At 71.3% G+C, this 19432-nt stretch carries 15 protein-coding genes; 8 read left to right on the top strand and 7 right to left on the bottom strand.

The genetic code is table 11. The annotated features are described in order from the left end of the window. Positions 1 to 42 precede the first annotated feature (42 nt). Positions 43 to 525: a DUF5980 family protein gene (locus ACN27J_RS14160; RefSeq protein ID WP_421366683.1), complete on the top strand. Its 483-nt coding sequence runs from the start codon at positions 43 to 45 to the stop codon at positions 523 to 525. Positions 526 to 646: 121 nt separating this feature from the next. On the opposite strand, the gene ACN27J_RS14155 is transcribed toward ACN27J_RS14160, so the two are convergent. Continuing rightward, entirely contained in the window at positions 647 to 2350 is a 1704-nt protein-coding gene (locus tag ACN27J_RS14155; protein WP_421366682.1) for a cellulose binding domain-containing protein, read from the bottom strand. Positions 2351 to 2459: 109 nt separating this feature from the next. Beyond that, the gene (locus ACN27J_RS14150; RefSeq protein ID WP_421366680.1) at positions 2460 to 5135 is read right to left on the bottom strand and encodes a CHAT domain-containing protein; all 2676 of its coding nucleotides are present in this window, start codon (positions 5133 to 5135) and stop codon (positions 2460 to 2462) included. A gap of 190 nt (positions 5136 to 5325) precedes the next feature. Between ACN27J_RS14150 and ACN27J_RS14145 the strand changes: the two genes are divergently transcribed. From ACN27J_RS14145 to ACN27J_RS14135, 3 genes are read left to right on the top strand one after another with little or no spacing between them, the layout of a single operon-like run. Next, positions 5326 to 6645: a S8 family peptidase gene (locus ACN27J_RS14145; protein ID WP_421366678.1), complete on the top strand. Its 1320-nt coding sequence runs from the start codon at positions 5326 to 5328 to the stop codon at positions 6643 to 6645. Beyond that, complete coding sequence (locus ACN27J_RS14140) at positions 6642 to 7331, top strand: RNA polymerase sigma factor (protein ID WP_278171253.1); 690 nt, start codon at positions 6642 to 6644, stop codon at positions 7329 to 7331. Before ACN27J_RS14145 ends, ACN27J_RS14140 begins: the two co-directional genes overlap by 4 nt. Next, on the top strand, positions 7306 to 7770 hold the full coding sequence (locus ACN27J_RS14135; protein ID WP_421366676.1) for a hypothetical protein: 465 nt from the start codon (positions 7306 to 7308) through the stop codon (positions 7768 to 7770). Before ACN27J_RS14140 ends, ACN27J_RS14135 begins: the two co-directional genes overlap by 26 nt. 76 nt (positions 7771 to 7846) lie before the next feature. On the opposite strand, the gene ACN27J_RS14130 is transcribed toward ACN27J_RS14135, so the two are convergent. From ACN27J_RS14130 to ACN27J_RS14120, 3 genes are all read right to left on the bottom strand, one after another. Then, complete coding sequence (locus tag ACN27J_RS14130) at positions 7847 to 8890, bottom strand: hypothetical protein (RefSeq protein WP_421366674.1); 1044 nt, start codon at positions 8888 to 8890, stop codon at positions 7847 to 7849. Between the two features lie 198 nt (positions 8891 to 9088). Beyond that, positions 9089 to 10585 carry a protein kinase domain-containing protein gene (locus tag ACN27J_RS14125; RefSeq protein ID WP_421366672.1) on the bottom strand — a complete coding sequence of 499 codons (1497 nt, stop codon included), beginning with the start codon at positions 10583 to 10585 and terminating at the stop codon, positions 9089 to 9091. Then, positions 10582 to 11388 carry a hypothetical protein gene (locus tag ACN27J_RS14120; RefSeq protein ID WP_278171249.1) on the bottom strand — a complete coding sequence of 269 codons (807 nt, stop codon included), beginning with the start codon at positions 11386 to 11388 and terminating at the stop codon, positions 10582 to 10584. Before ACN27J_RS14120 ends, ACN27J_RS14125 begins: the two co-directional genes overlap by 4 nt. A gap of 389 nt (positions 11389 to 11777) precedes the next feature. Between ACN27J_RS14120 and ACN27J_RS14115 the strand changes: the two genes are divergently transcribed. The 4 genes from ACN27J_RS14115 (at position 11778) to ACN27J_RS14100 (ending at position 17416) form a co-directional block, all read left to right on the top strand. Then, positions 11778 to 12323: a sigma-70 family RNA polymerase sigma factor gene (locus tag ACN27J_RS14115; protein ID WP_278171248.1), complete on the top strand. Its 546-nt coding sequence runs from the start codon at positions 11778 to 11780 to the stop codon at positions 12321 to 12323. Further along, a complete protein-coding gene (locus ACN27J_RS14110) occupies positions 12320 to 13546 on the top strand; it encodes a hypothetical protein (protein ID WP_421366669.1) in 1227 nt (408 codons plus the stop codon). Before ACN27J_RS14115 ends, ACN27J_RS14110 begins: the two co-directional genes overlap by 4 nt. A 5-nt stretch (positions 13547 to 13551) precedes the next feature. After that, on the top strand, positions 13552 to 16251 hold the full coding sequence (locus ACN27J_RS14105) for an FtsK/SpoIIIE domain-containing protein (RefSeq protein WP_421366668.1): 2700 nt from the start codon (positions 13552 to 13554) through the stop codon (positions 16249 to 16251). A gap of 298 nt (positions 16252 to 16549) precedes the next feature. Then, complete coding sequence (locus ACN27J_RS14100; protein WP_421362034.1) at positions 16550 to 17416, top strand: transposase family protein; 867 nt, start codon at positions 16550 to 16552, stop codon at positions 17414 to 17416. Here the strand turns inward: ACN27J_RS14100 and ACN27J_RS14095 are convergent. Together ACN27J_RS14095 and ACN27J_RS14090 are read right to left on the bottom strand one after the other, a co-directional pair. After that, on the bottom strand, positions 17408 to 17887 hold the full coding sequence (locus tag ACN27J_RS14095) for a reverse transcriptase domain-containing protein (RefSeq protein WP_421366666.1): 480 nt from the start codon (positions 17885 to 17887) through the stop codon (positions 17408 to 17410). The two genes, ACN27J_RS14100 and ACN27J_RS14095, sit on opposite strands and share 9 nt — an antisense overlap. A gap of 151 nt (positions 17888 to 18038) precedes the next feature. Next, positions 18039 to 19382, bottom strand: coding sequence for an IS701 family transposase (locus ACN27J_RS14090; protein WP_421372228.1), 1344 nt, complete (start codon positions 19380 to 19382; stop codon positions 18039 to 18041). Positions 19383 to 19432 lie beyond the last annotated feature (50 nt).

The following is a 19432-nucleotide window of genomic DNA, read 5'->3' as shown; positions in this document are numbered from 1 at the left end:
GTTGGAGGTCGTCCGAGGCAGGATCACCGAAGGAGGCTCATCGTGAGATTGTCGTCCCGTTCGGTCAAGATGGCGCTCGCCGTGGCAACCGGCCTGGCGCTGACCTTGGCAATCAGTCCATCGACCGCGTCGGCGGCCGGTGGTGCAGGTTCGGCGGCTCCGGCCCCTGCAGCCGGGACCTCGCAGGCGACCTGGCACCTGTCCGACTACGAGCAGCGAGCCTGTCTCCCGGCCCATCAGTCCAACTTCACCTATTTTGTTGGATTCGTCGCTGGCTCGTGGTCGACACCTCTGCATGTCGACATGCACGGCTTGCCCGAGGGCACGGACGCAAGCCTGCCGCACGCGCCGATCCCGCCGGGATCGAACGGCGACCGCTACGTCGGTATTGCCTGGGTCATGATGACCCTGCCGCCGCTGGATTTCGGGGAGTACCGGGCCGAGATGACGCTGACGGATGGTGTTGTAACCCAGCGCATGCCGGTCCTGATCAAGATCCAGGAGCGGTGGGGGTGCGGGCTCTGAGCATTTCGCTGACAGCTGCCCGAGCCTGATCCAGGCGCCAAGGCGAGGACCTCGCCGTGGTTGTGGCCGGCTTGACGCCGGCCACGCCCGCGACGAGGTCCTCGCCGGTTTCACAAGCGGACTACCCGGCGGAGCAGGTGGGGGTCATGCCGGTGCCCGTACCGGTGCCCTGGAAGCCGAACTCGGTCGACTGGCCGGCACCGATGTTGCCGTTGTAGCTGACGTTGCCGAACTGGACGGTGCCGCTGTTGCCGCTACGGCTGGCGTTCCAGGCGTTGGTCACGCTGGCACCCGACGGGAGGGTCATCGTGACCGACCAGCCGTTGACCGGCGAGGAGCCGGCGGTCACCCGTACGGTGGCGACGAAGCCGCCCGGCCACTGGTTGACCGACACCGTCGCCGTGCAGCCGCCAGCCGGTGGCGGGGTCGTGGGTGGCGGGGTCGTGGGTGGCGGAGTCGTCGGCGGCGGGGTGGTGGGTGGCGGAGTCGTCGGCGGCGGGGTGGTGGGCGGCGGAGTCGTCGGTGGAGCCGTGGTCGGCGGCGGAGTGGTCGGGCCGTCGGCGAGGGTCGGCGTCGTCCAGTCCCGCCACTGGGCCAGGTTGCCGGACTTGTTGCTGGCGATCCGGAAGGTGCCGGCCGCGCTGCCGGTGTTCAGCAGGTACTTCTGAATGTGCTGCTGCAGTGGGGTACGCCACTCCGACCGGCTGGCGCAGTGGGTGCCGTCGGAGACGGCGGACCAGTAGGTGATGTTCTCGTACGCCCCGAGCGCCCGGTAGATCTCGGCGCCGCCGAGCGCGGCGACGCTGCCGGACTGGGCCGCCAACCAGTCGATGTGCGGGTTCTCCATGATGAACAGGCCACGCGGGGCGACCATGCCGACCATCTGGTGGGTGTCCACCGGCAGGCCAGCCGGGTTGCCGGTGTACGAGCCGAACGCGTCGCCGAGCCATGGCTGCTCGCCGTACGCGCTGCTCAGCGGCTGTGCTCCGCCTTCCTGGGGGATGGCGCGGAAGGCCGGCGCGCCACCGCTGCCCGACTCGATCGGCATGGTCAGCGCCACCCGCTGGTCGAAGACGCCAGCCACGAAGGCCCCCTTGCCGAACCGGGAGCAGCCGGTGACGCCGATGTCGGTCCGCAGGATGTTGCCGCCGGACTGCTCGATGACGTCGATGATCCGGCTGACCCCCCACGCCCAGGCCATCAGCAGTCCGGTGCTGCTGGACGAGCCGTAGATGCTGTAGAACGCCCCCTGCTTGTTGCTGCGTCCGGTGCCCTCCTGGCCGACGGAGAAGGGATCGAAACTGATCACGGCGGCACCGGCAGACCGGATGGTGGCGGTGTCCGCACCGAATCCACCGTAGACGATGACGGCCGGGTGGGGTCCGGATCCGCTGGGCAGTTGGACGCCGGCCGAGAAGCTGGAGCTGCGGCCGTTGTGCGAGACGTTCACCGTGATGGTGGAGCTGGTCACGGTGCCGGTGACGGTGGCCGGCTTGGCCGGCTTGTCACCGTAGACGTACCGTTCGGCCTGCTCCCGGATCTCGGCCCGCCGGCAGACCCACTCGGCCTTGGTGGTGATCCGCGAACCGTCGATTTTCCGGAACGGATCTGGAAGTCGGGAGTTGGGGCTGAAGGAACCTGGATTGGGTACAGGGCAGTCGGCGCCTTCGTCCTCGACATCCGAGGCGAAGGCGAGGCTGCCGACGGCGGCGTCGGCGGTGTGGGTTCCCGCCAGTACTGTCATGGCTCCAGCGACCGCGAGGGCTGCTGTGGACAGCACGACGACCGCCGAACGGATCATCGAGCGGCCCGAGTTGATGGTCACCAGGGCTCTCCCTTCCGGCTAGGTGATGGTCGCGACATCGATCGAAGATCGCGGATGTCACAGCGATAAGTTTCGAACGATACAACGAAACGTGTCAATGGGTTGGTGGCTAGTCGGCGCCAAAGCAGACGAACGCGGCGGCGGTCGCGTGCCGGGCCCCGGCCGCACCGTCCGGCCCGGCGGCGAACGCCTGCTGTGCCCGGGCCAGCGCCACCGCCGGAGCATGTCCGGCCAGCATCTCGCGGTGCAGCTCCAGCATCAGCGCGGTGGTCAGCTCGCCCGGCACCGGCAGCACCGTCGCGATCAGGCAGCGGGTGCCCAGCGCCAGCAGCACCGCGGTGAAGCCCATCACCTCGTCGCCGGGGCGGACCCCGGCCAGCCCGGAATCACAGGCCGACAACACCACACAACCGGGCGGGCTGGTGATCCGCTCCAGTTCGTACGCGGTCAGCGGTCCGTCGGCCAGCTCCAGTGTGGAAAATAGTGGGTTGTCCACCCGGAACCGCCCGTGCGCGGCGATGTGCGCCAGTCGCGCGCCGTTGAGTGCCCCGGTCACCGCGTCGGCGGTGGCGGCGGCCCCGGTGAGCGTGCGGGAGCCGGGCAGCACCGCACTGAGCTGCCGTACCTCGGTCTCGGCGGCCGGCAACCGCGGCCCGGCCACCAGCACCGCCGGCCCGCCGTCCGGCTGCGCCCCAGCCGCCGGTCCGCCGGCCGGCTGCGGGTCCACCCCGCCGGACCGCCGGCCGGCGGCCCGCAGCCACGCCGTCGCCGACGGCGCCACGGTCACCGCCCGGCCCGCACAGGTCGGCAGACCCGACCACGGTACGGCGTGCAGGTCGCCGATCGGCACGATCACCAGCGGACAGTCGGCGATCAGCTCGCGTACCGGATCGAACAGTTGCCGGTCCAACACACCGGCGGTGTGCCGCACCCCGGCCCGCGCGTCGGCGCTGTCGCCGGTGGTGACCAGCCGGCGCAACCCGAACCGGTGCAGCCGGGCCACCCGTACCGCGTCGGTCAGCGACCCGAGATCGTGCAGCGTCGGCCGGCCGTCGCGGACCAGCACCGCGAGCAGCCGCTCGCCGTGCGCCACCAGCTCCAGTAGTACGGCGGCACCGAGCGCCGCGGCGAGGTCGGTGACCCCGGGCGGCGCGAGCAGTTCCCCGTCACCGTTGACCCCTCGGGCCAGCTCCCGGATCCGCTGCTCCAGCCGGGCCTGACTGCCGCGCAGCGTCTGCACCGGGTTGCCGGCCAGCAGCGCGTCCTCCAGCGCGGCGCTGACCATCCGTAGCTCGGTCAGCGCGGTGGCCAGGTCCGGATCCGGTGGCGGTGAGACCCGCCGCATCCGCAGCGCGTTGGCCCGCCAGCGTTCCGCCCAGGTCAGCACCTGCGCTGGCGCGCCCCGCCGGATGGCGATGTCCAGACCTTCGGCGGCCAGCTCCTTGCCGTACGTCCCGCTGTTGGCCCGCAGCTCGGTAGCGCCGAGCGAGGCGCGGTGCCCGTCGAGTACGGCCAGGCCGTGGCGCAGCGCGCGGGCTGCCCCGGACTCGTCGCCGGCCAGCCGGTGGCGCAACGCCAGGGCGTACCACCCCTGGGCCCGGCGGGGCGCGGTACCCCGCCGCCGGGCGTCAGCGGCGATCTCCAGCAGCTCGACCGCCCGGCTGTGCCGACCCAGCGTAGTGGCCAGCCGGGCGGCCTCGATCCTGCTGGTCAACGCCGGTCCGGGCCAGCCGGTGGCGTCGAGCTGGTCGGCGGTACGGATCATCGCGGCGAGCAGTGCGGGGGACCGGGTGCCCCGGGCGTACCCGGCCCGCAGCTCGACGTGCCGGGCGAGGGTTGCCCAGGCCCGCCGGCCCTGCCGTCGGAACCGGCTGCGCGCCGCCGCAGCGGTGTCGGCCGCGGTGGCCAGGTCGCCGGCGAGCAGCGCGGCCCGCGCCTGGGCGAGCAGCGCCTCGGCCAGGTCCGAGGCCATCCCGAGCCGGCGCAGCTCGGTCACGGCGGTCTCGGCCACCGCGACCGCCTCGTCGATCAGCGGTACGGACAGCAGCAGCTCGAAGCGGTCCAGCAGCAGCGCAGGGCGGGGCACCGCGAGCCGGCGGTACTCGCTGTCGACCTCGGCGAAGCAGTGCAGCGCGCCGGCCACGTCGCCGCGTTGTCCGGTGGCGATGCCGCTGTTCCACCGGGCGTCGGCGGCGGCCAGGTCCAGCCCGAGCTGACTGAAGATGGCCGCGGCGCGGTTCAGGTCGTCGTCGGTGTCGGCATCGAGGTGGGCGTTGAGGTGGGCGTTGAGCAGGCCTCGGTTGTTGCGGGCGCGCGCCTCCAGTAGCAGGTCGCCCTCGCGGCGGGCGATCTCCACCGCCTGATCGTAGTCGCGGACCGCCTCGTCGAACCGGCCCCGGTAGTGCAGCACCACGCCGCGCTGCATCCGGGCCCGGCCGGCGTCGGCGCCGGTCAGCTGCGGCAGGGCCAGGGTGACGACCCGCAGCGCGGCGGTGGTCCGGCCGGCACTGGCCAGCACGTAGCCGAGGCTCATCCGGGCCAGTGCCCGAAGCCGGGCGTCGTCCCCGGCCCGTACCGCCCGGCGCAGGTGGCGTGCCGCGCCAGTCAGGTCGTTGAGCTCGCGTAACGCCAGGCCGATGGCGCGTTCCGCAGTGGACCGGGTGCGGGCGTCCGGCGCGTCGGCGAGCACCCGGTGGGCGATCGAGATGGCCTCGTGTGGGTAGCGCTGGACGGTGTCCAGGGCCCGCTGTGCCAGGTCGACACCGGAATCGGTGCGTTCGGTCACGAGAGAGAGAATTCCCCACCCGTGCACCCCGGGTCAACGCCGGCACCCGGACGCCAGTCATTTAATTGACACATAACTATCCTTTGAAATAATCGTGTCGGTCCCGTAACCTTCTGTGGTCGCCCTCGTGGTGCCGGCCCCGTCTCCCACCCGCTTGGAGGGTCAGGTGTCGTCCGACCACCGTCACCCCGTGCCGGGTCTCCCCGGTCCGGTCTCCCGTCGGCGGCTGATGGGATGGTCCGCGCTGGCCGCCGCGCTGCTGCCCCTCGGTCCGGCGACCAGCTTGTCGCACCCGACCGGCCGGGCCGGCACGCCCGGACCCGCCGACCGGTCCCTCGACCGGAGCTACCAGCGGGCGTTCCTGGAGATCCTGGCCGCCCACCCGGCGGTACGGCGGTACACCGCGGCAGCCGGCAAGGAGTTCCTCTACCGTCCCCGGCAACTACTGGTCGCCCCGGCCGACGTCGAGCGGGTGACGGCCCGGCTGCGCGCCGACGGCCACCAGGTCACCGAGGACGACGGCTTCGCTCAGGTCGGCCGGCTGCGCTTCGACCGGGAGACCGACATCCCGGCCGTGGTCGACCAGCTCCGCGACCCGCGCCAGTGGCCCGGCGGGCGGGCCCCGCAGGTGCAGCCACACCACGTCCTGCTCGGCTTCGGCAACATCATGGGCAACCCCGGCGGACCACCACGGGTAGCGGCCGCGCTGCCACCGCCCGACCCGACCCGGCTCGGTGAAGGGGCCGACGTCACGGTCGGCGTCTGCGACACCGGCATCTGGCGGCTGGCCGGCGACGTGCACCCGGACTGGCTCGGCGGCAGCTACCTGCCGGAGCCCGACGACGAGGACCCGCTGTACCTCGGCGGCACCCAACTGGCCCTGCAGGGCGGGCACGGCACCTTCGTCGCCGGTGTCGTACGGCAGGCCGCCCCCGGCGTACGGGTCGACCCGGAGTCCGCACTGGACGCCAACGGCATCGGCGACGAGGAGAGCCTGATCGCCGCGATCGGCCGGCTCGGCCAGCAGGTGTCGGTCATCAACCTCTCCCTCGGCTACTTCACGCAGCACGACCAGCCGCCGTTGCCGCTGGCCAACGCCCTCGCCGCGCTGCCCAAGACGACGAAGGTGGTCGCCGCCGCCGGAAATGCGGGCACCAGCCGCCCGTCCTGGCCGGCGGCGCTGCCCGGGGTGCTGGCCGTCGCCGCCCTCGACGCGACCGACGGCGTCCCGGTGCCGGCCGACTACAGCAACTACGGCTCCTGGGTGGACGCCAGCGCGTACGGCGACCGCACCAGCACGTACGTCGACGGGGAGATGGTCCTGCCCGGCCAGCCGGTGCTGCACTTCGGCGGCTTCGCCGCCTGGGCCGGCACCTCCTTCGCCACCGGCCACGTCTCCGGCCGGCTCGCCGCCCTGATGACCAGCGCCGGGCTGGACGCGGCGGCAGCCGCGGCGGTGCTGACCGCCGGCCCGGCCTGGCACCCCGACTACGGCGTGCTGGTCGGATGAGTAGCCCCGACGCCGTTCCCGATCCGGCGCCTGCTCCCGATCCGGCGCCGGCTACCGTCCCCGACCTGGTTTCCGCTGCCGCCGCCGGCGACGAGACCGCCTGGGCCGCGCTGGTCCACCGGTACGGCCCGCTGGTGGCGACGGTGATCCGCAGCTACGGACTCGGCCACGCCGACGCCGCCGACGTCAACCAGACCGTCTGGCTGCGGCTGGTCGAGCACCTGGGCCGGCTGCGCGAGTCGCACGCACTGCCCGCCTGGCTGGTGACCACCACCCGACGGGAGTGTCACCGGATGCTGCGGCTCGGTCGGCGTACCCAGCCGTTCGACCCGTACGACGAATCGACCGACGCGCATGTCGGTGTCTTCCGGTTGGTCGACCCGACGACTCCCGACGAGGATCTGCTCCGGGACGAGCGGCGCCAGGCACTGCGTGACGCGTTCGCCGAGTTGCCGCCGCGCTGCCGGGAACTACTCGCGCTACTCGTCGCCGACCCGCCGGCCAGCTACCGTGAGATCGGCGAGCAACTCGGCATGCCCACTGGAAGCGTCGGTCCGACCCAGGCCCGATGCCTGGCGAAGCTGCGCAACTGCCCAGCCCTCGCCCCGTACGTCAGGATCGGCCCGCCCGGGGAGAAGCAGGGGAACGGAGGTGAACGTGATGCGGCAGTGGCCACCACACAGTGACGACGAGCTGCTGATCGAGCTGGGTGCCGCCCTGCGTGACTCCGGACCGGTGCCGGAGCACTTCCTGGCCGCGGCACTGGCCGCGTTCAGTTGGCGGACCGTCGACGCCGAGCTGGCGGTCGCCGAGCTGACCTTCGACTCGGCTTGTGACCTGGAGCCAGCCGGGTCGACCCGGTCCGGCGGTACCGACCGGACCCTGACCTTCCGGTCCGGCCCGGTGGTCCTCGCCGTCGAGGTCACCGCGAGCGGCGTGGTGGGGCAGCTCTCGCCGGCCGCGCCGGGCCGGCTCAGCGCCCGGTCCGCCGCCGGGCAGTACGAGGACGTGCCGGTGGACGAGGCCGGGTTCTTCTCGATGGGCGTACCGCCGACCGGCCCGGTGCAGCTGCGGGCCAGCACCGCGACGTACAAGGTCCGGACCTGCTGGGTCAGTCTTCGCTGAGCCAGCAGATCCGGACCTCGGCGGGACGGAGGTCACGGGTCCCGGACGTCACCTCCGTCCCTGCCCTGCGAGGTGGCTAACGGTCCTGCTTGCCGACGGTCACGTCGTAACGCACACCACCCAGGTCGGCCCGGTCGGTGCCGTCGACGTCCGGGCCGAACTGCGTCACCAGTACGGCGATCGGCTTCTCGACCGGCTTGGTGGCGGTGAACAGCAGTCGCATGGTCAGCCGCTCGTTGCCGCGCAGCATCAGGTTGTCCAGGCTGGCCTGGCCCGGATCGACGATCTCGACCCGGTTGCGGCCCGCTTCCCGGATGCCCTTGCCGGCCATGCCGCCCTCGACCCAGCGCGCGAACAATGTCGGCCCGAGATCCACCACGAGTCGGCCACCGGCGGTGCGCAGCGGCGCGCCGTCCTCGTTGAAGACCACACTGTTGCGGGTCGGCTCCCGCAGGACGTTGCCGATCGCGAACGGCCGGACCTCGGTCGGCCCGTTGGGTGCCAGCGCCACCGAGTCCACGTTGCGCCAGGCGATGTTGTTGTTGTTTCGCGTGTTCTGCGGGGTGTCCGGGCCCTCGACGGTCATCGGGTCGTTGGCGGAGACCCACCGGGTGAGCAGGCAGAAGTGCCCCGGCCCGGGGACCCCGTTCCACGGGATGGTGACCGTGGTGATGCCCGGGGCGACCGACACCGAGGTCCAGCCGATCTCGGTCCAGTCAGTGGGCCAGGACGCGCCGCCGCCCGGGGTGGTCCGGTAGACGTGGAGTTCGCCCTGCTCGGTCACCGGGTTGCCGTACGGTCCGGGGTTGCGCAGCTTGACGAAGATGTAGTTGGTCTGCCCGATGATCGGGTTCTGGCTGACCGCACACTCCACGGCGGTGTTGCAGACCTTGATGTCTGGGCTCTGCCAGATCGAACCGATGTTGTGCGGCTGGAGTCCGACGTCGGACGAGTTGTCCATCATATAGACGTCGGCGGCCGTGCCGGCTGCACCGCTGCCGGTCGATCGGTCGAGGGCTGCCGCTCCTGCCGAGGTGACCGGCAGCAGCAGCGCTACGGCGGCAGCGGTTACCAGGGCGAGCGTTGATCGACGTACGCGTTGCGTCAGTCGCGTGGACAAGGATTCCTCCCGAGGTAGGGGTGTGGACGGCAGACCGTGACGGTCACGGTCGCGCGGGGCGGATACCTCTACCGAGAGAGATCGATGGACAGAAATACCTGTGGTGGGGTGGCGGGATCGGCAGATGGCGAAAATTGCGGCGTCTGGCGTCCGGTGTCGAGCCCCGGGTTCTTCGGAGAGTTGGTCAGCTGGTTCTCATCAGAACAGGCGCCACTGCTGCTGCGGAACGTCGACGCAGGTCCAGATCTGCAACGGGGTGCCGTTTCCCTCGTCCGGGCCACGCACGTCGAGGCACTTGTCGTGCAGCCCGCGCAGCTCCCCGGACGGTTCCAGGCGCCACCGCTGCCGGGGCTCGTCGGTGCAGGTGGACAGCTGGACGGGAGTGCCGTCGCGGGCCGTGTCGTCGGGCAGGCTGATGCACTTGTCGCCGAACCCCCGCAGCCGCGCGCCGTCCCAGACCCAGCGCTCCTCCGGTGCGTTGATGCAGTCCCACAGCTGCAACGGGGTGCCGTCCCGCGTATCGGGTCCGCGCACGTCGACGCAGCGGCTGGCGAACAGGCTCTGGATCTGCTGCGGTGCACTCGACGGGGCGACCACCACGGCGGGGCTGGGCGCTGCGGAACTGGTCGTCGTCGCCGATGCCGTGAGCCGGCCCGGTGTCGCGGACGGTGGGGGCGCGCCCGGTGCCGTTGGTGCCGGCGGCCCGGTCGGTGTCGCGGTCACCGCCGGCACCGCTGATGCCGACCGCCGGTCCTCGGTCACCGCCCATCCGGCAACCCCGAGTGCCAGGACGGTGACCGCCGCGATCGTCACGAGGTACCGGCCGGGCCGCCGCCCGGCCCCAGCGCCGTCCGGCCGGGTCGTGGTGGGACCGGTGCCGTCGGCGAACCGGCACGACGCCACCGCCTGCCGGAAGGTCTCCGCGTCGGCGGGACGGTCGTGCGGGCGGGCCGATGTCGCCCGGGTAAGCAGCCGTTCCAGGGCCGGCGGCACCGCCGACGCACCGTAGGCGACCTCGAACAGGGCCTCCAGGGTGCGACCGGCCGCGTACAGATCGCTGGCCACCGTCGGCTGGCAGGTGCGCAGCTCCGGGGCGAGGAAGTAGGCGGTGCCGGAGAAGTGCATCCGGGTGTAGTGGTCGATCTGCCCGACCAGCCCCAGGTCGCACAGCTTGGCCCGGCCGTGGTGCAGCAGCACGTTGGCGGGCTTGACGTCGCGGTGCAGGTGGCCGATCTGATGAACCGCGGCCAGGCCGGTCAGGATGTCGTCGGCGACCGTGAACGCGTCGTCGACCGGGATCGAACCGGACCGCAGCGCCGCCGCGAGCGACGTGTCGCACAGCTCGGTAGCCAGCCACGGTGCCGCGTCCGGACGGGTCTCCGCGTCGAGAAGACGCACGATGTTGTTGTGTCCGGCGAGCCGGCGCAGCACGTCGATCTCACGTCGGATCCGGCCCCGATCGTGCTCGTGCAGATCCGGCGGCCAGAACTTCAGCGCGACCGGCAGGTCCAGCGGCTCGCTGCGCGCCGCCCACACCTGCGCCTGGCCGCCACTGCCGAGGAGCCGGTCCAAGCGGTATCCGGGCGGCGGGTCGGGTCGTTCGTGGCTCGTCACCGGCTGCGGTGCCACCGGATCCGTCAGCGGCGGGTGCGGGTCCGTCGCTGCATGGTCCGGCTCCCCGGCCCGGCTGTTCATCCACCCTCCGAGATCGCCAACAGGTGAACATCGTCCCGGGTTATCCGCTGGTACCGGACCAGCAGCAGAGCCACCTCGTAGTAGTCGGGCAGGGTCAGGCCGGTGAGGCGTCGGGCCTGGTGGGCGTTGGCGTTGCGTCGTTCGTTGACCCGGCGGGCCAGCCGCGGGTCGGCCTTCGTGTACACCGAGCACAGATGGGCGACGTCGTTGCGCACGATCTTGAGACTGGGCTGACCGATCCTGGCCATCACCTCCCGGTACGCGGCGGGCAGCACGCTGCCCGACAGCAACGGCTCGCACAGTGCGGCCGCCAGCCGCCGGAACTGGGGTGGCACGTCCGGCACCACCGACACCGTCGGATCCTCGTCCACCGGTTGCAGCACCGCGGGCGAGGGTTGGTGCAACTGATGGACGTCGAGCCGGCACCCGTCGGGGGCGGTGACGGTGGCGACCGGTGCCGGAATCGAACAGGCGTACCCGCGGGCATGCCGGTCCGGGCGGCGACGCAACGGTTCCTCGGCGGGCTGGCCGGGTTCGGTGACGAAAAGCTCGTGGGACGTGGAGAGGTTGCGCAGCCACAGCTCACCCTCGGACCGCCAGATCTCTCCGGCGACCCGGGTCAGTTTCTGGGTGTTCATCGCCGACCAGATGACGATGTCACACGAGCGGTCCCGACCGAATGTGCGGCGTTGACCGTCGACGAAGAACTCGAACACTTCGTTCTGCCTGGGATCGTCGGGTGCCGCCACGTAGGTAACCGTCAGCAGCGGGGTGGTGATTTCCTGTTCCCGCCAGGGTGGCATGGTACCGCCCTTCTCCGAGCCCTCGCCCTTCTCCGAGCCCCGCCGGTGGGTCCTCTATCTGTGGTGTACGTGGATTCTGGCAGAGACGACAAACGCCTGTGCAGCTCGTCATGATCGAAGATGGTGAGATGTCCGCCACTGCGTCGTGGGCAGGCCTGCCCACGACGGCGCTTGCTGGGCAGGTCTGCCCCGGGTTGCGATGTGCGGGGCTGGCGGCAGCGGTCCCATCCCTCGAAGGCCGTTGCCGTCCTGGAAGGTCGTTGCCGTCTTGCGGGTGCCGCGCGGTCGCGTTCACCCGGTCCGGCGGCCAGGGAAGTGACCAGGGGATGAGGGTGGTGGGCATGAACCGTTCTATCGTCCAAAAAGGGCACCACCGACGAGCGGCGGACATGGTGACTTCCAACGCCGAAGGGTCACCGACGCAAGAACCGGCACCCGACGAGACACTGGGTGAACATCTGATTGCGCAACGACAGCCGTTGCTGCGTTACCTGACCAAGATGCTCGCCCCGGACCTGCATCTGGCCGAGGACATCGCGCAGGAGGCACTGCTGCGGGCGTTCATCTACGCCGACCGCATCGAGTGGCGGACCCGCCCGATCCTGCCGTGGCTGCTACGGATCGCGCACAACCTCGCTGTGGACAGTCGGCGCCGAGACCGCGCCGCGCCGGTCGGCATCGCCGCCGAGGCGTTCGTCACCGCCCCCCGGGTCCGCGACGTCGCCGACGGTGTGGTGGACCGTCATGTCCTCGTCGACGCGTTGCGGCGCATCTCCCGACCGCAGCAGGAGGTGATCGCCCAGCTCTACCTGCTCGGCAGGGGAGGTGACGAGGCAGCTCGTCACCTGGGCATTCCGCCGGGCACCGTCAAGTCCCGGACCTTCACCGCCGTTCGCTGCCTGCGCGCCCAGCTCGACGGTGGGATGGCCGCGTGAGGACCCCGGGCCTGTTCGGGGACACCGCCCTGTTCACCCGGGTCCTCGGCCTGGCGGCGCTGCTGATCCTGGCGGTCGTCCTCGCGCACCGGCTGGCGTCGCGCTTCGGCGGGTGGGCGGCGGTGGTTCGGCGACTGCGCAGCGAGACGGCACTGACCGTGGCCGCCTACGTCACCCCGGTCCGCCGCTGGCTGCGGTACCGCAGCCAGCGGCGGCTGCTCGGGGCGGTGCTGCGCCGCCCGGACGTGTGGCAGGACGCTGAACGGGCGATTCGACACGCCTACCGGACCACCGCCGGGCGGCCCGGCCCGGGTGGACACCCACCTGCCCAGCCGTACGGGGCGCTGATCGAGGAGGACCGGGTCGGGGTGCTGGTGCTCGGCCGGGACGTTCCGGCTCCGCCCGTGCCGTGGACGGCCGACGAGGAGGACCCGCGACTGTGGTGGCTGTCCCGACCGGACGCGGCCACGCTCGCCCAGGAGCAGCCCGGCGCCCCGACGGTCCTGCTTGTCGGGCTCGGCCTCGCCGATCGAAGGATCGCCCTGCTCGACCTCGCACAGGGGCCCGCGCGGGTGTCGGTGGACGGCGATCCCCGGACGGCGACGGTGCTGCTCCAGGCCCTCGCCGCGCAGCTCGACCGGCGCCTGCCTGCCGGATCGGTGCTGGTCACCGAGGGGGTCCACCCGCGGTACCGGGGCGCCACCGCAGAGCTGGCGAGCGCGGTGCTCACCCGGCGAGAGCCAGGGCCCCGGTGGGCGGTCTGCGCGACGGACCCGTCCGTCGACCCACCGCCCGACTCGAATGCGCGGCTGCTGGTACGGGGCCCGGGGCGTGGCCGGGTACGGATGCTCACCGTCGACGGGGCGGGATGGTTGACCGTCCACGGCACACCACTGTCCGTCGCCGTCACCGCACTGCCCGCGGCGCTGGCCCGGGTGCTGCCCCACGTTCCGCCGTACACCCCACCGGCGGGTCCGCTCGAACCGGTCGGGGAATGGCGCGACACGGCTCTCGGCCGCTCCGCGCTCCACGACCCCGGTTCCGGCTCCGGGTCGGAAACCCTGGCCGGCGCCGACACCATGCACCTCGCCGGCCTGGGTGTTTCCGCCGCAGCCGGGACGGTCCCCACCGATCTGCTGGCCGCCACCCCGCAGGAGGCCGCCGCCCGGCGGGCAAACGCGGCGTACTCCGTGTCGGCCGGAAGAGGGGCGACCGACCGGTGAGACTGATGATCACCACAGTCGACGCGGTCGACGGCGACCGTCGGGAACGGGTGGTGGACGCCGCGCAGACCATGACCGTCGGCGAACTGGCCGCCGCGTTCGACCGACCCGCCGCCGACCCACCAGCCGCCGACACACCCGACGCCGCCGGCCGCCCCGGCGCTCCGGACCGTGCCCCGACCGGTGGCGGCCGGTCCGTCGGGGGTCCGGTCGGTCGGCCGCTGTTCCTCGGCGGACGCCGACTGGACCCGGCCACCACGGTGGGTGACAGCGGAATCTGGGCCGGTGCCCTGATCGGCGTCGGTGGCCCGGTCGAACCGGTCGACCAGGTCCGGCGCGCCGTGCCCCACCCCGACGAACCGGTGCTGGCCGAGGTACACCTGGTCAGCGGCCCCGGCGCCGGCAGCACCTGGCAGCTCGCCGCCGGCAGCCACGAGATCGGCCACGACGCGCGGTGCGCGGTGCGGATCCCCGACCCGGACGGCCCGGCCGGCGGCCTCTGGGTCACCGTCACGGTCCACGGCGGCGCGTACTGGCACCTCACCGCCGACATCGACGGACAGGTCCGGGCGGCATCCGTCGTCGCGCCCGCCCAGGCGAGTCCGCTCACCGGGCGTCCCATCGGCGAACCCGACCCCGGCGAGGACGACCCCGACGATCCCGACGAGGCCCACCTGCCGGTGGCGTCGACGACCGCCGACGTCGACGTGGCCGACGTGCCGTCGGGCGCCACCGCCTGGCCCTGCGGGGAGGACCTGGTCGTGGGGTCCGTGCTGCTGCGCCTCACCGCGCCGGTCGAGCCGGACGCCGCCGTGGTGCCTTCGGCCGACGGATTCGGCCTCGACTACAACCGCCCGCCGCGGATCGCTCCGCACCTGGACACCGACCGGGTGCGGCTGCCGACCCCACCCGGCCCACAGCCGCCGCCGCGGTTCCCGCTGCTGCTGGTCGCCGCACCGGCGGTGATGGGCCTGGGCATGGTGTGGCTTTTTCAGTCCTACCTGTACTTCATGTTCGTCGTGCTCAGCCCGGTCATGGGGGTGGCCAACTGGATCGGTGGCCGCCGGACCAACCGGAGGGAGGCGGTGAAGAGCAGGCGCCGCTACGGCGCCCGGCTGCGCCGCACCTACCGCGCCATCCACCGGGCCGTGCGCCACGAACGGCAGGTACGCAACCACACCGTCCCGGACCCGGCGACGGTGGCCCTGATCGCCACCGGCCCGGGCAGCCGGTTGTGGGAACGTCGCCGCCGCGACCCGGACCATCTGGTGCTGCGGATCGGCACCGTCGACCAGCCGTCCGCGAAGGCTGTCGACGACCCGGCCCGCGACGACGGCGGCGAGGTGCGCTGGAACGTGCCGGACGTCGGCATCGCCGTGGACGTGGCCGAGTCCGGCGTGATCGGGGTGGCCGGCACCGTGGCCGCGACCCGGGAACTGGCCCGCTGGTGGCTGTTGCAGGCAGCGGTCCTGCACAGCCCCCGGGATTTGCGCGTGGTGGTGCTCACCGAGCCGGACCGCGCCGACGGGTTCGCCTGGGTGCGTTGGCTGCCGCACGCGGCGCCGATCGGCGCCAACGGCCCGCTGGTCGCTGTCGGCACCGACCCGGAGAGCGTCGCCAACCGGCTCGCCGAACTGGTGTCGCAGATTGAGAACCGGGAACGGGCCCTCGGCTCCTCCATGTCGTGGGCGATGTTCACCGATCCGGACCTGCTGGTGATCGTCGACGGGGCCCGCCGGATGCGTGACGTGCCGGGGCTGGTGCAGGTCCTCACCGCCGGGCCGCAGGTGCGGGTGTTCAGTGTCTGCCTCGACGAGCGGGAACGCCTCCTCCCCGAGGAGTGCACCGCCGTCGTGGCCGCCGACGCGGACGGGTTCGTGCTGCGGCGCGGCGGGGTGCCGGACCTGGCCGACATTCGTCCCGACCGGGTCACCGGGCAACTGTGTGAGCAGGTCGCCCGTTCCGTCGCACCGCTGCGCGACGTCAGCCCGCACAGCGACGGCGGCCTTCCCGAGCAGGCCCGGTTGCTCGACCTCCTCACGCTCGAACCACCCACGGCGGCCGCCGTCGTGCAACGGTGGCGACGGCGCCCGGCCAGCACGGCGGTGCCGATCGGGCTCGGCTACGACGGGCCGCTGGTTCTCGACCTGGTCCGCGACGGGCCGCACGGGCTGGTGGCCGGTACCACCGGATCGGGCAAGTCGGAACTGCTCCAGTCGCTGGTGGCGGGCCTGGCCGCCACCAACCGGCCGGACGAGATGACCTTCGTCCTGGTCGACTACAAGGGAGGCAGCGCGTTCCGGCAGTGCGCGATGCTGCCCCACACCCTCGGCATGGTCACCGACCTGGACGCGCACCTGGCCCAGCGGGCCCTGCAATCGCTGGCTGCGGAGCTGCGCCGGCGCGAACATCTGCTCGCCGAGGCGGCGGTCAAGGACCATTCGGCGTACCGGGCCCGGCGGGCGAGCGGCACCGAGCTTCCGCCGTTGCCACGGCTGCTCCTGGTCATCGACGAGTTCGCGACCCTGATCCGGGAGATGCCCGAGTTCGTCACCGGCATGATCTCGATCGCGCAGCGGGGCCGGTCCCTCGGCATCCACCTGGTGCTGGCCACCCAACGCCCGGCCGGTGTGGTCACCGCCGACATCCGCGCCAACACCAACCTGCGGATCGCGTTGCGATCCGACGCCATGGCAGTTCAGTAGGGGAAGCGACCCCGCCCTGCGGCGCGCCGCTGAGCGTGGCGTTCCAGGTCCAGTCCTCCAGGTATCCGGCTTGCAGCATGTTGCGCAGCAGCCGCAGGAAGCGGTTGTCGTGGATCTTCTCTGCCAGCGCGTCGAGCATGACCTGGTGATCCAGGGACCCGAAGCAGTCGGAGATGTCACCCTCGATGAACCATGCCGTCCCGGACCAGGAGGACTTCCCAATAGGCTTCGAGCCGATTGGCACCGAGGTTCGTCGATATTACGTGGGGTGACGGCCTGTGGTGTGACCAAGGTGGGCGTGTCGTTTGTGGAAACGGCGGCCGGCGACGTCTGGATCATCTGGGTTGTGTGGACTCAAACGATCGACGGCCGGCCGCCGCGCTGTGAGCGTATGACCGGACTGGACTCCGATCAACTGGACTGGCTGTACGAGCAGGTGGACGCGCTGGTCGACTGGGACCTGCCGGTGGGGCGCCCTCGGGCGTTGCCGCTGTACACGGCGTTGGTGCTGGTGTTGTTCGGGCTGCGGCACAATCTGGCGCCGGACGTGATCGGTGAGGTTTTCGGCTGCGGTTCGACGACCGTGGAGCGGTATCAGGAGGAGCTGGAGCCGCTGGTGGACGTGGTGTTGACCCCGCTGTACGAGCAGGTCCGTGACCAGGCCCGCCGGGACGCGGTCCTGGTCGATGGTCTGGTCGCGCCGGTCGGGGAACGCGACGACGTCGACGGGCTGTTCTCCGAGAAGAAGGGCTTCTGTGGGCAGAACGTGCAGGTGGTGGCCAATCTCGCCGGGCGGGTGGTCGATGTGGGTGACCCGTGTCCGGGTGGCATGCACGACCGGAAGGCGTTCGACGTGTCCGGGATCGCCGCCGGGTGGGCCGGCCACTACGCCCCCGGCGGGCCCGGGATGATCGGTGACAAGGGGTACCAGGGTGCCGGCATCGTGAGTCCGTACAAGAAGCCTCGGGGTCGGGAGTTGACCGGGGTCCGACGCGCGTGCAACACCGCACTCAACCGGCTCCGCGCCGCCGTCGAACGCGCGATCGCCCATCTGAAGTGTTGGAAGGTTCTCAAGACCGGGTTCCGCAGATCGTTGGAACACTTTCCTGCCACATTACGTACGGTAATGAAGTTGGAGATCTTTCGCGTTTACGGATTACGTTGAGAAAGCCCGGTAATAGTTTCGGGAAGTCCTCCAGGTGTTCGCCACCTCCCGCAGCGCGGTGTGGCAGCCCCGACCGGGACGGAATCCGTGGGAACGGTCGGAGAACGACGGTTCGTAGTACGACTCCAACAGTAGCCGCACCACCTCGCCCACCAGCTTGTCCGACCAGGTCGGTAAGCCGAGCGGGCGCATTTTGCCGTTCTTCTTCGGGATGTATACCCGCTTGGCTGGGCTAAACCGGTAACGCTCATGGCGCATCGCATCGATGATGCGTCCGATCTTGTCCAGCGACATGCCGTCCACGGTTTCCTGCGTGACCCCCGGAGTCATCGCGCCGTGGTTGGCGTAGATGCGTCCGTAGGCCAGCAGATACAACTGCGGGTTGAACAACTGTCGATACAGTTCTGTTAGCGGCAGACCCTTCCTGCCGCGCTCACGGAGGACACCCAGTACCGTTTCGGCGTTCTGCATTTCGCATACCTCCCGATCTTTGGCATCCGATCACCTGGTCCCCTTCGCCCATGCGGACGGCTTTCCCGTCCTCCCTGGCAGGGCGTGACTCCTGCGACTACTACGGGACCTGCGTCGCCATAGGACTCGCGTCCCGTAGGCGATCCCACGTTCATCCTTGTCGTACGTCCGAGCGTGACGTAGGCGGCCCACTCATCTCCTTGAATACCCTCGCTGGGCATCGCTTCGCGTTCCGAAGGTTGCCGCGGCTATGCTTCATCACCGCAACAGAACGCGACACCGGTTTCAGACGCCTTTCCGGTGGATGGGAAGTTACATCGACTGGAGATTGGACTTCAGGCAATCCAGCTTTCGCCATATCACGCGGGTCTCCCAGTGCACCGCCCCTAACGCCTGAGCCCGGCCACTGGTTTCCTGGCATGCTCTTGTCCCCGTTCACCTTTCGGCTTCGGGTAAGCCATTCAGACCCAGAAACCTCCCTCCGAGTTCCTCCCAACTGCGTTGGGGATACGACAAGGCGCCTCGTGGCGCACAAGCATTCCTCGACCGGCCACCGCAGCCCGGCGGCGCGGACCAGCCGCGACACGACCGCCGGCTGACCCTCGGGCACGTAGCAGTAGTGGAACGCCAGTTCGCCGGTGGCCAGGTGACGGCGGACGAGGAGGTGGTGGCGGGGTGAGGCGGTGGCGATCCACGCCCACGCGTACCAGCGGTGTCCCTTCGACCCCGTGCCGGCCGAGCGGACCTGCCAGCCCCGACCGGCCCCACCGACCAGCAGGTCAACGGCTTGCGCGCTGGTCGACCTGTCACCCGACGGCGTCCGGACCATGAACGTGGAGGCGACCCGCGGCACGTACGCCTGCCCGCGGGCTTCGAGGAACTCCCTCAGTTCGGTGCGGTTGCCGTAGACCTCGTCACCGCAGATGACGTCGAAGGTCAGCTCGTCGGCGTACGCGTGGGTGCACAGGTCGATCGCGAGTTGGCCCTTCGTGCGGAACTCCGCGTCCGGGGGCAGGCCCGTCCGCGCGGCGGTGTCCGGGTCGGTGATCTGCTCGGCGGGGATCCACTGCCGGGCGGCGATCAGGGCGTGGCCGGTCCGTTCCCGCACGTAGGCCAGATGCACGGTGTTGATGCCGTTGGCGACCCGACCGGCGCATCCCATGTACTGCCGTTTCACCCCGGCCGTCCCGGTGCCGTGCTTCGGCTGTCCGGTCTCGTCCAACGCACCGACCGCCAGCCCACGCCGCCGCCGGGCGGCCGCCGCGGTGTCCAACCCGGCGGCCGCGTACCGCCGCACCTCCCCGGCCACGCCCTCGGTGTCCCACACCGCCCGGTTCAACAACCGCTGGGTCCGGTCCGGCGTGGCGTCCCCGACATGCTCGGCGATGGTCCACCCGTTGCGTTTCGGGATTCTGCTGACCAGCGCCGACATGTACCGGCCGACGTGCCGCCACGTCCGCGCCTGGACGAAACACGACCGCACCCGCTCCAACAGTCGCCCTGTGCGCGCACCGCCCGGTCAGCCGCTACCCTGGCAGCAGCAGC

The organism is Solwaraspora sp. WMMB762, assembly GCF_049179115.1.
Lineage (GTDB): Bacteria > Actinomycetota > Actinomycetes > Mycobacteriales > Micromonosporaceae > Micromonospora_E.
The sequence above is the reverse complement of the archived record's forward strand: the minus strand, read 5'-3'. Positions and strand labels throughout refer to the sequence as shown.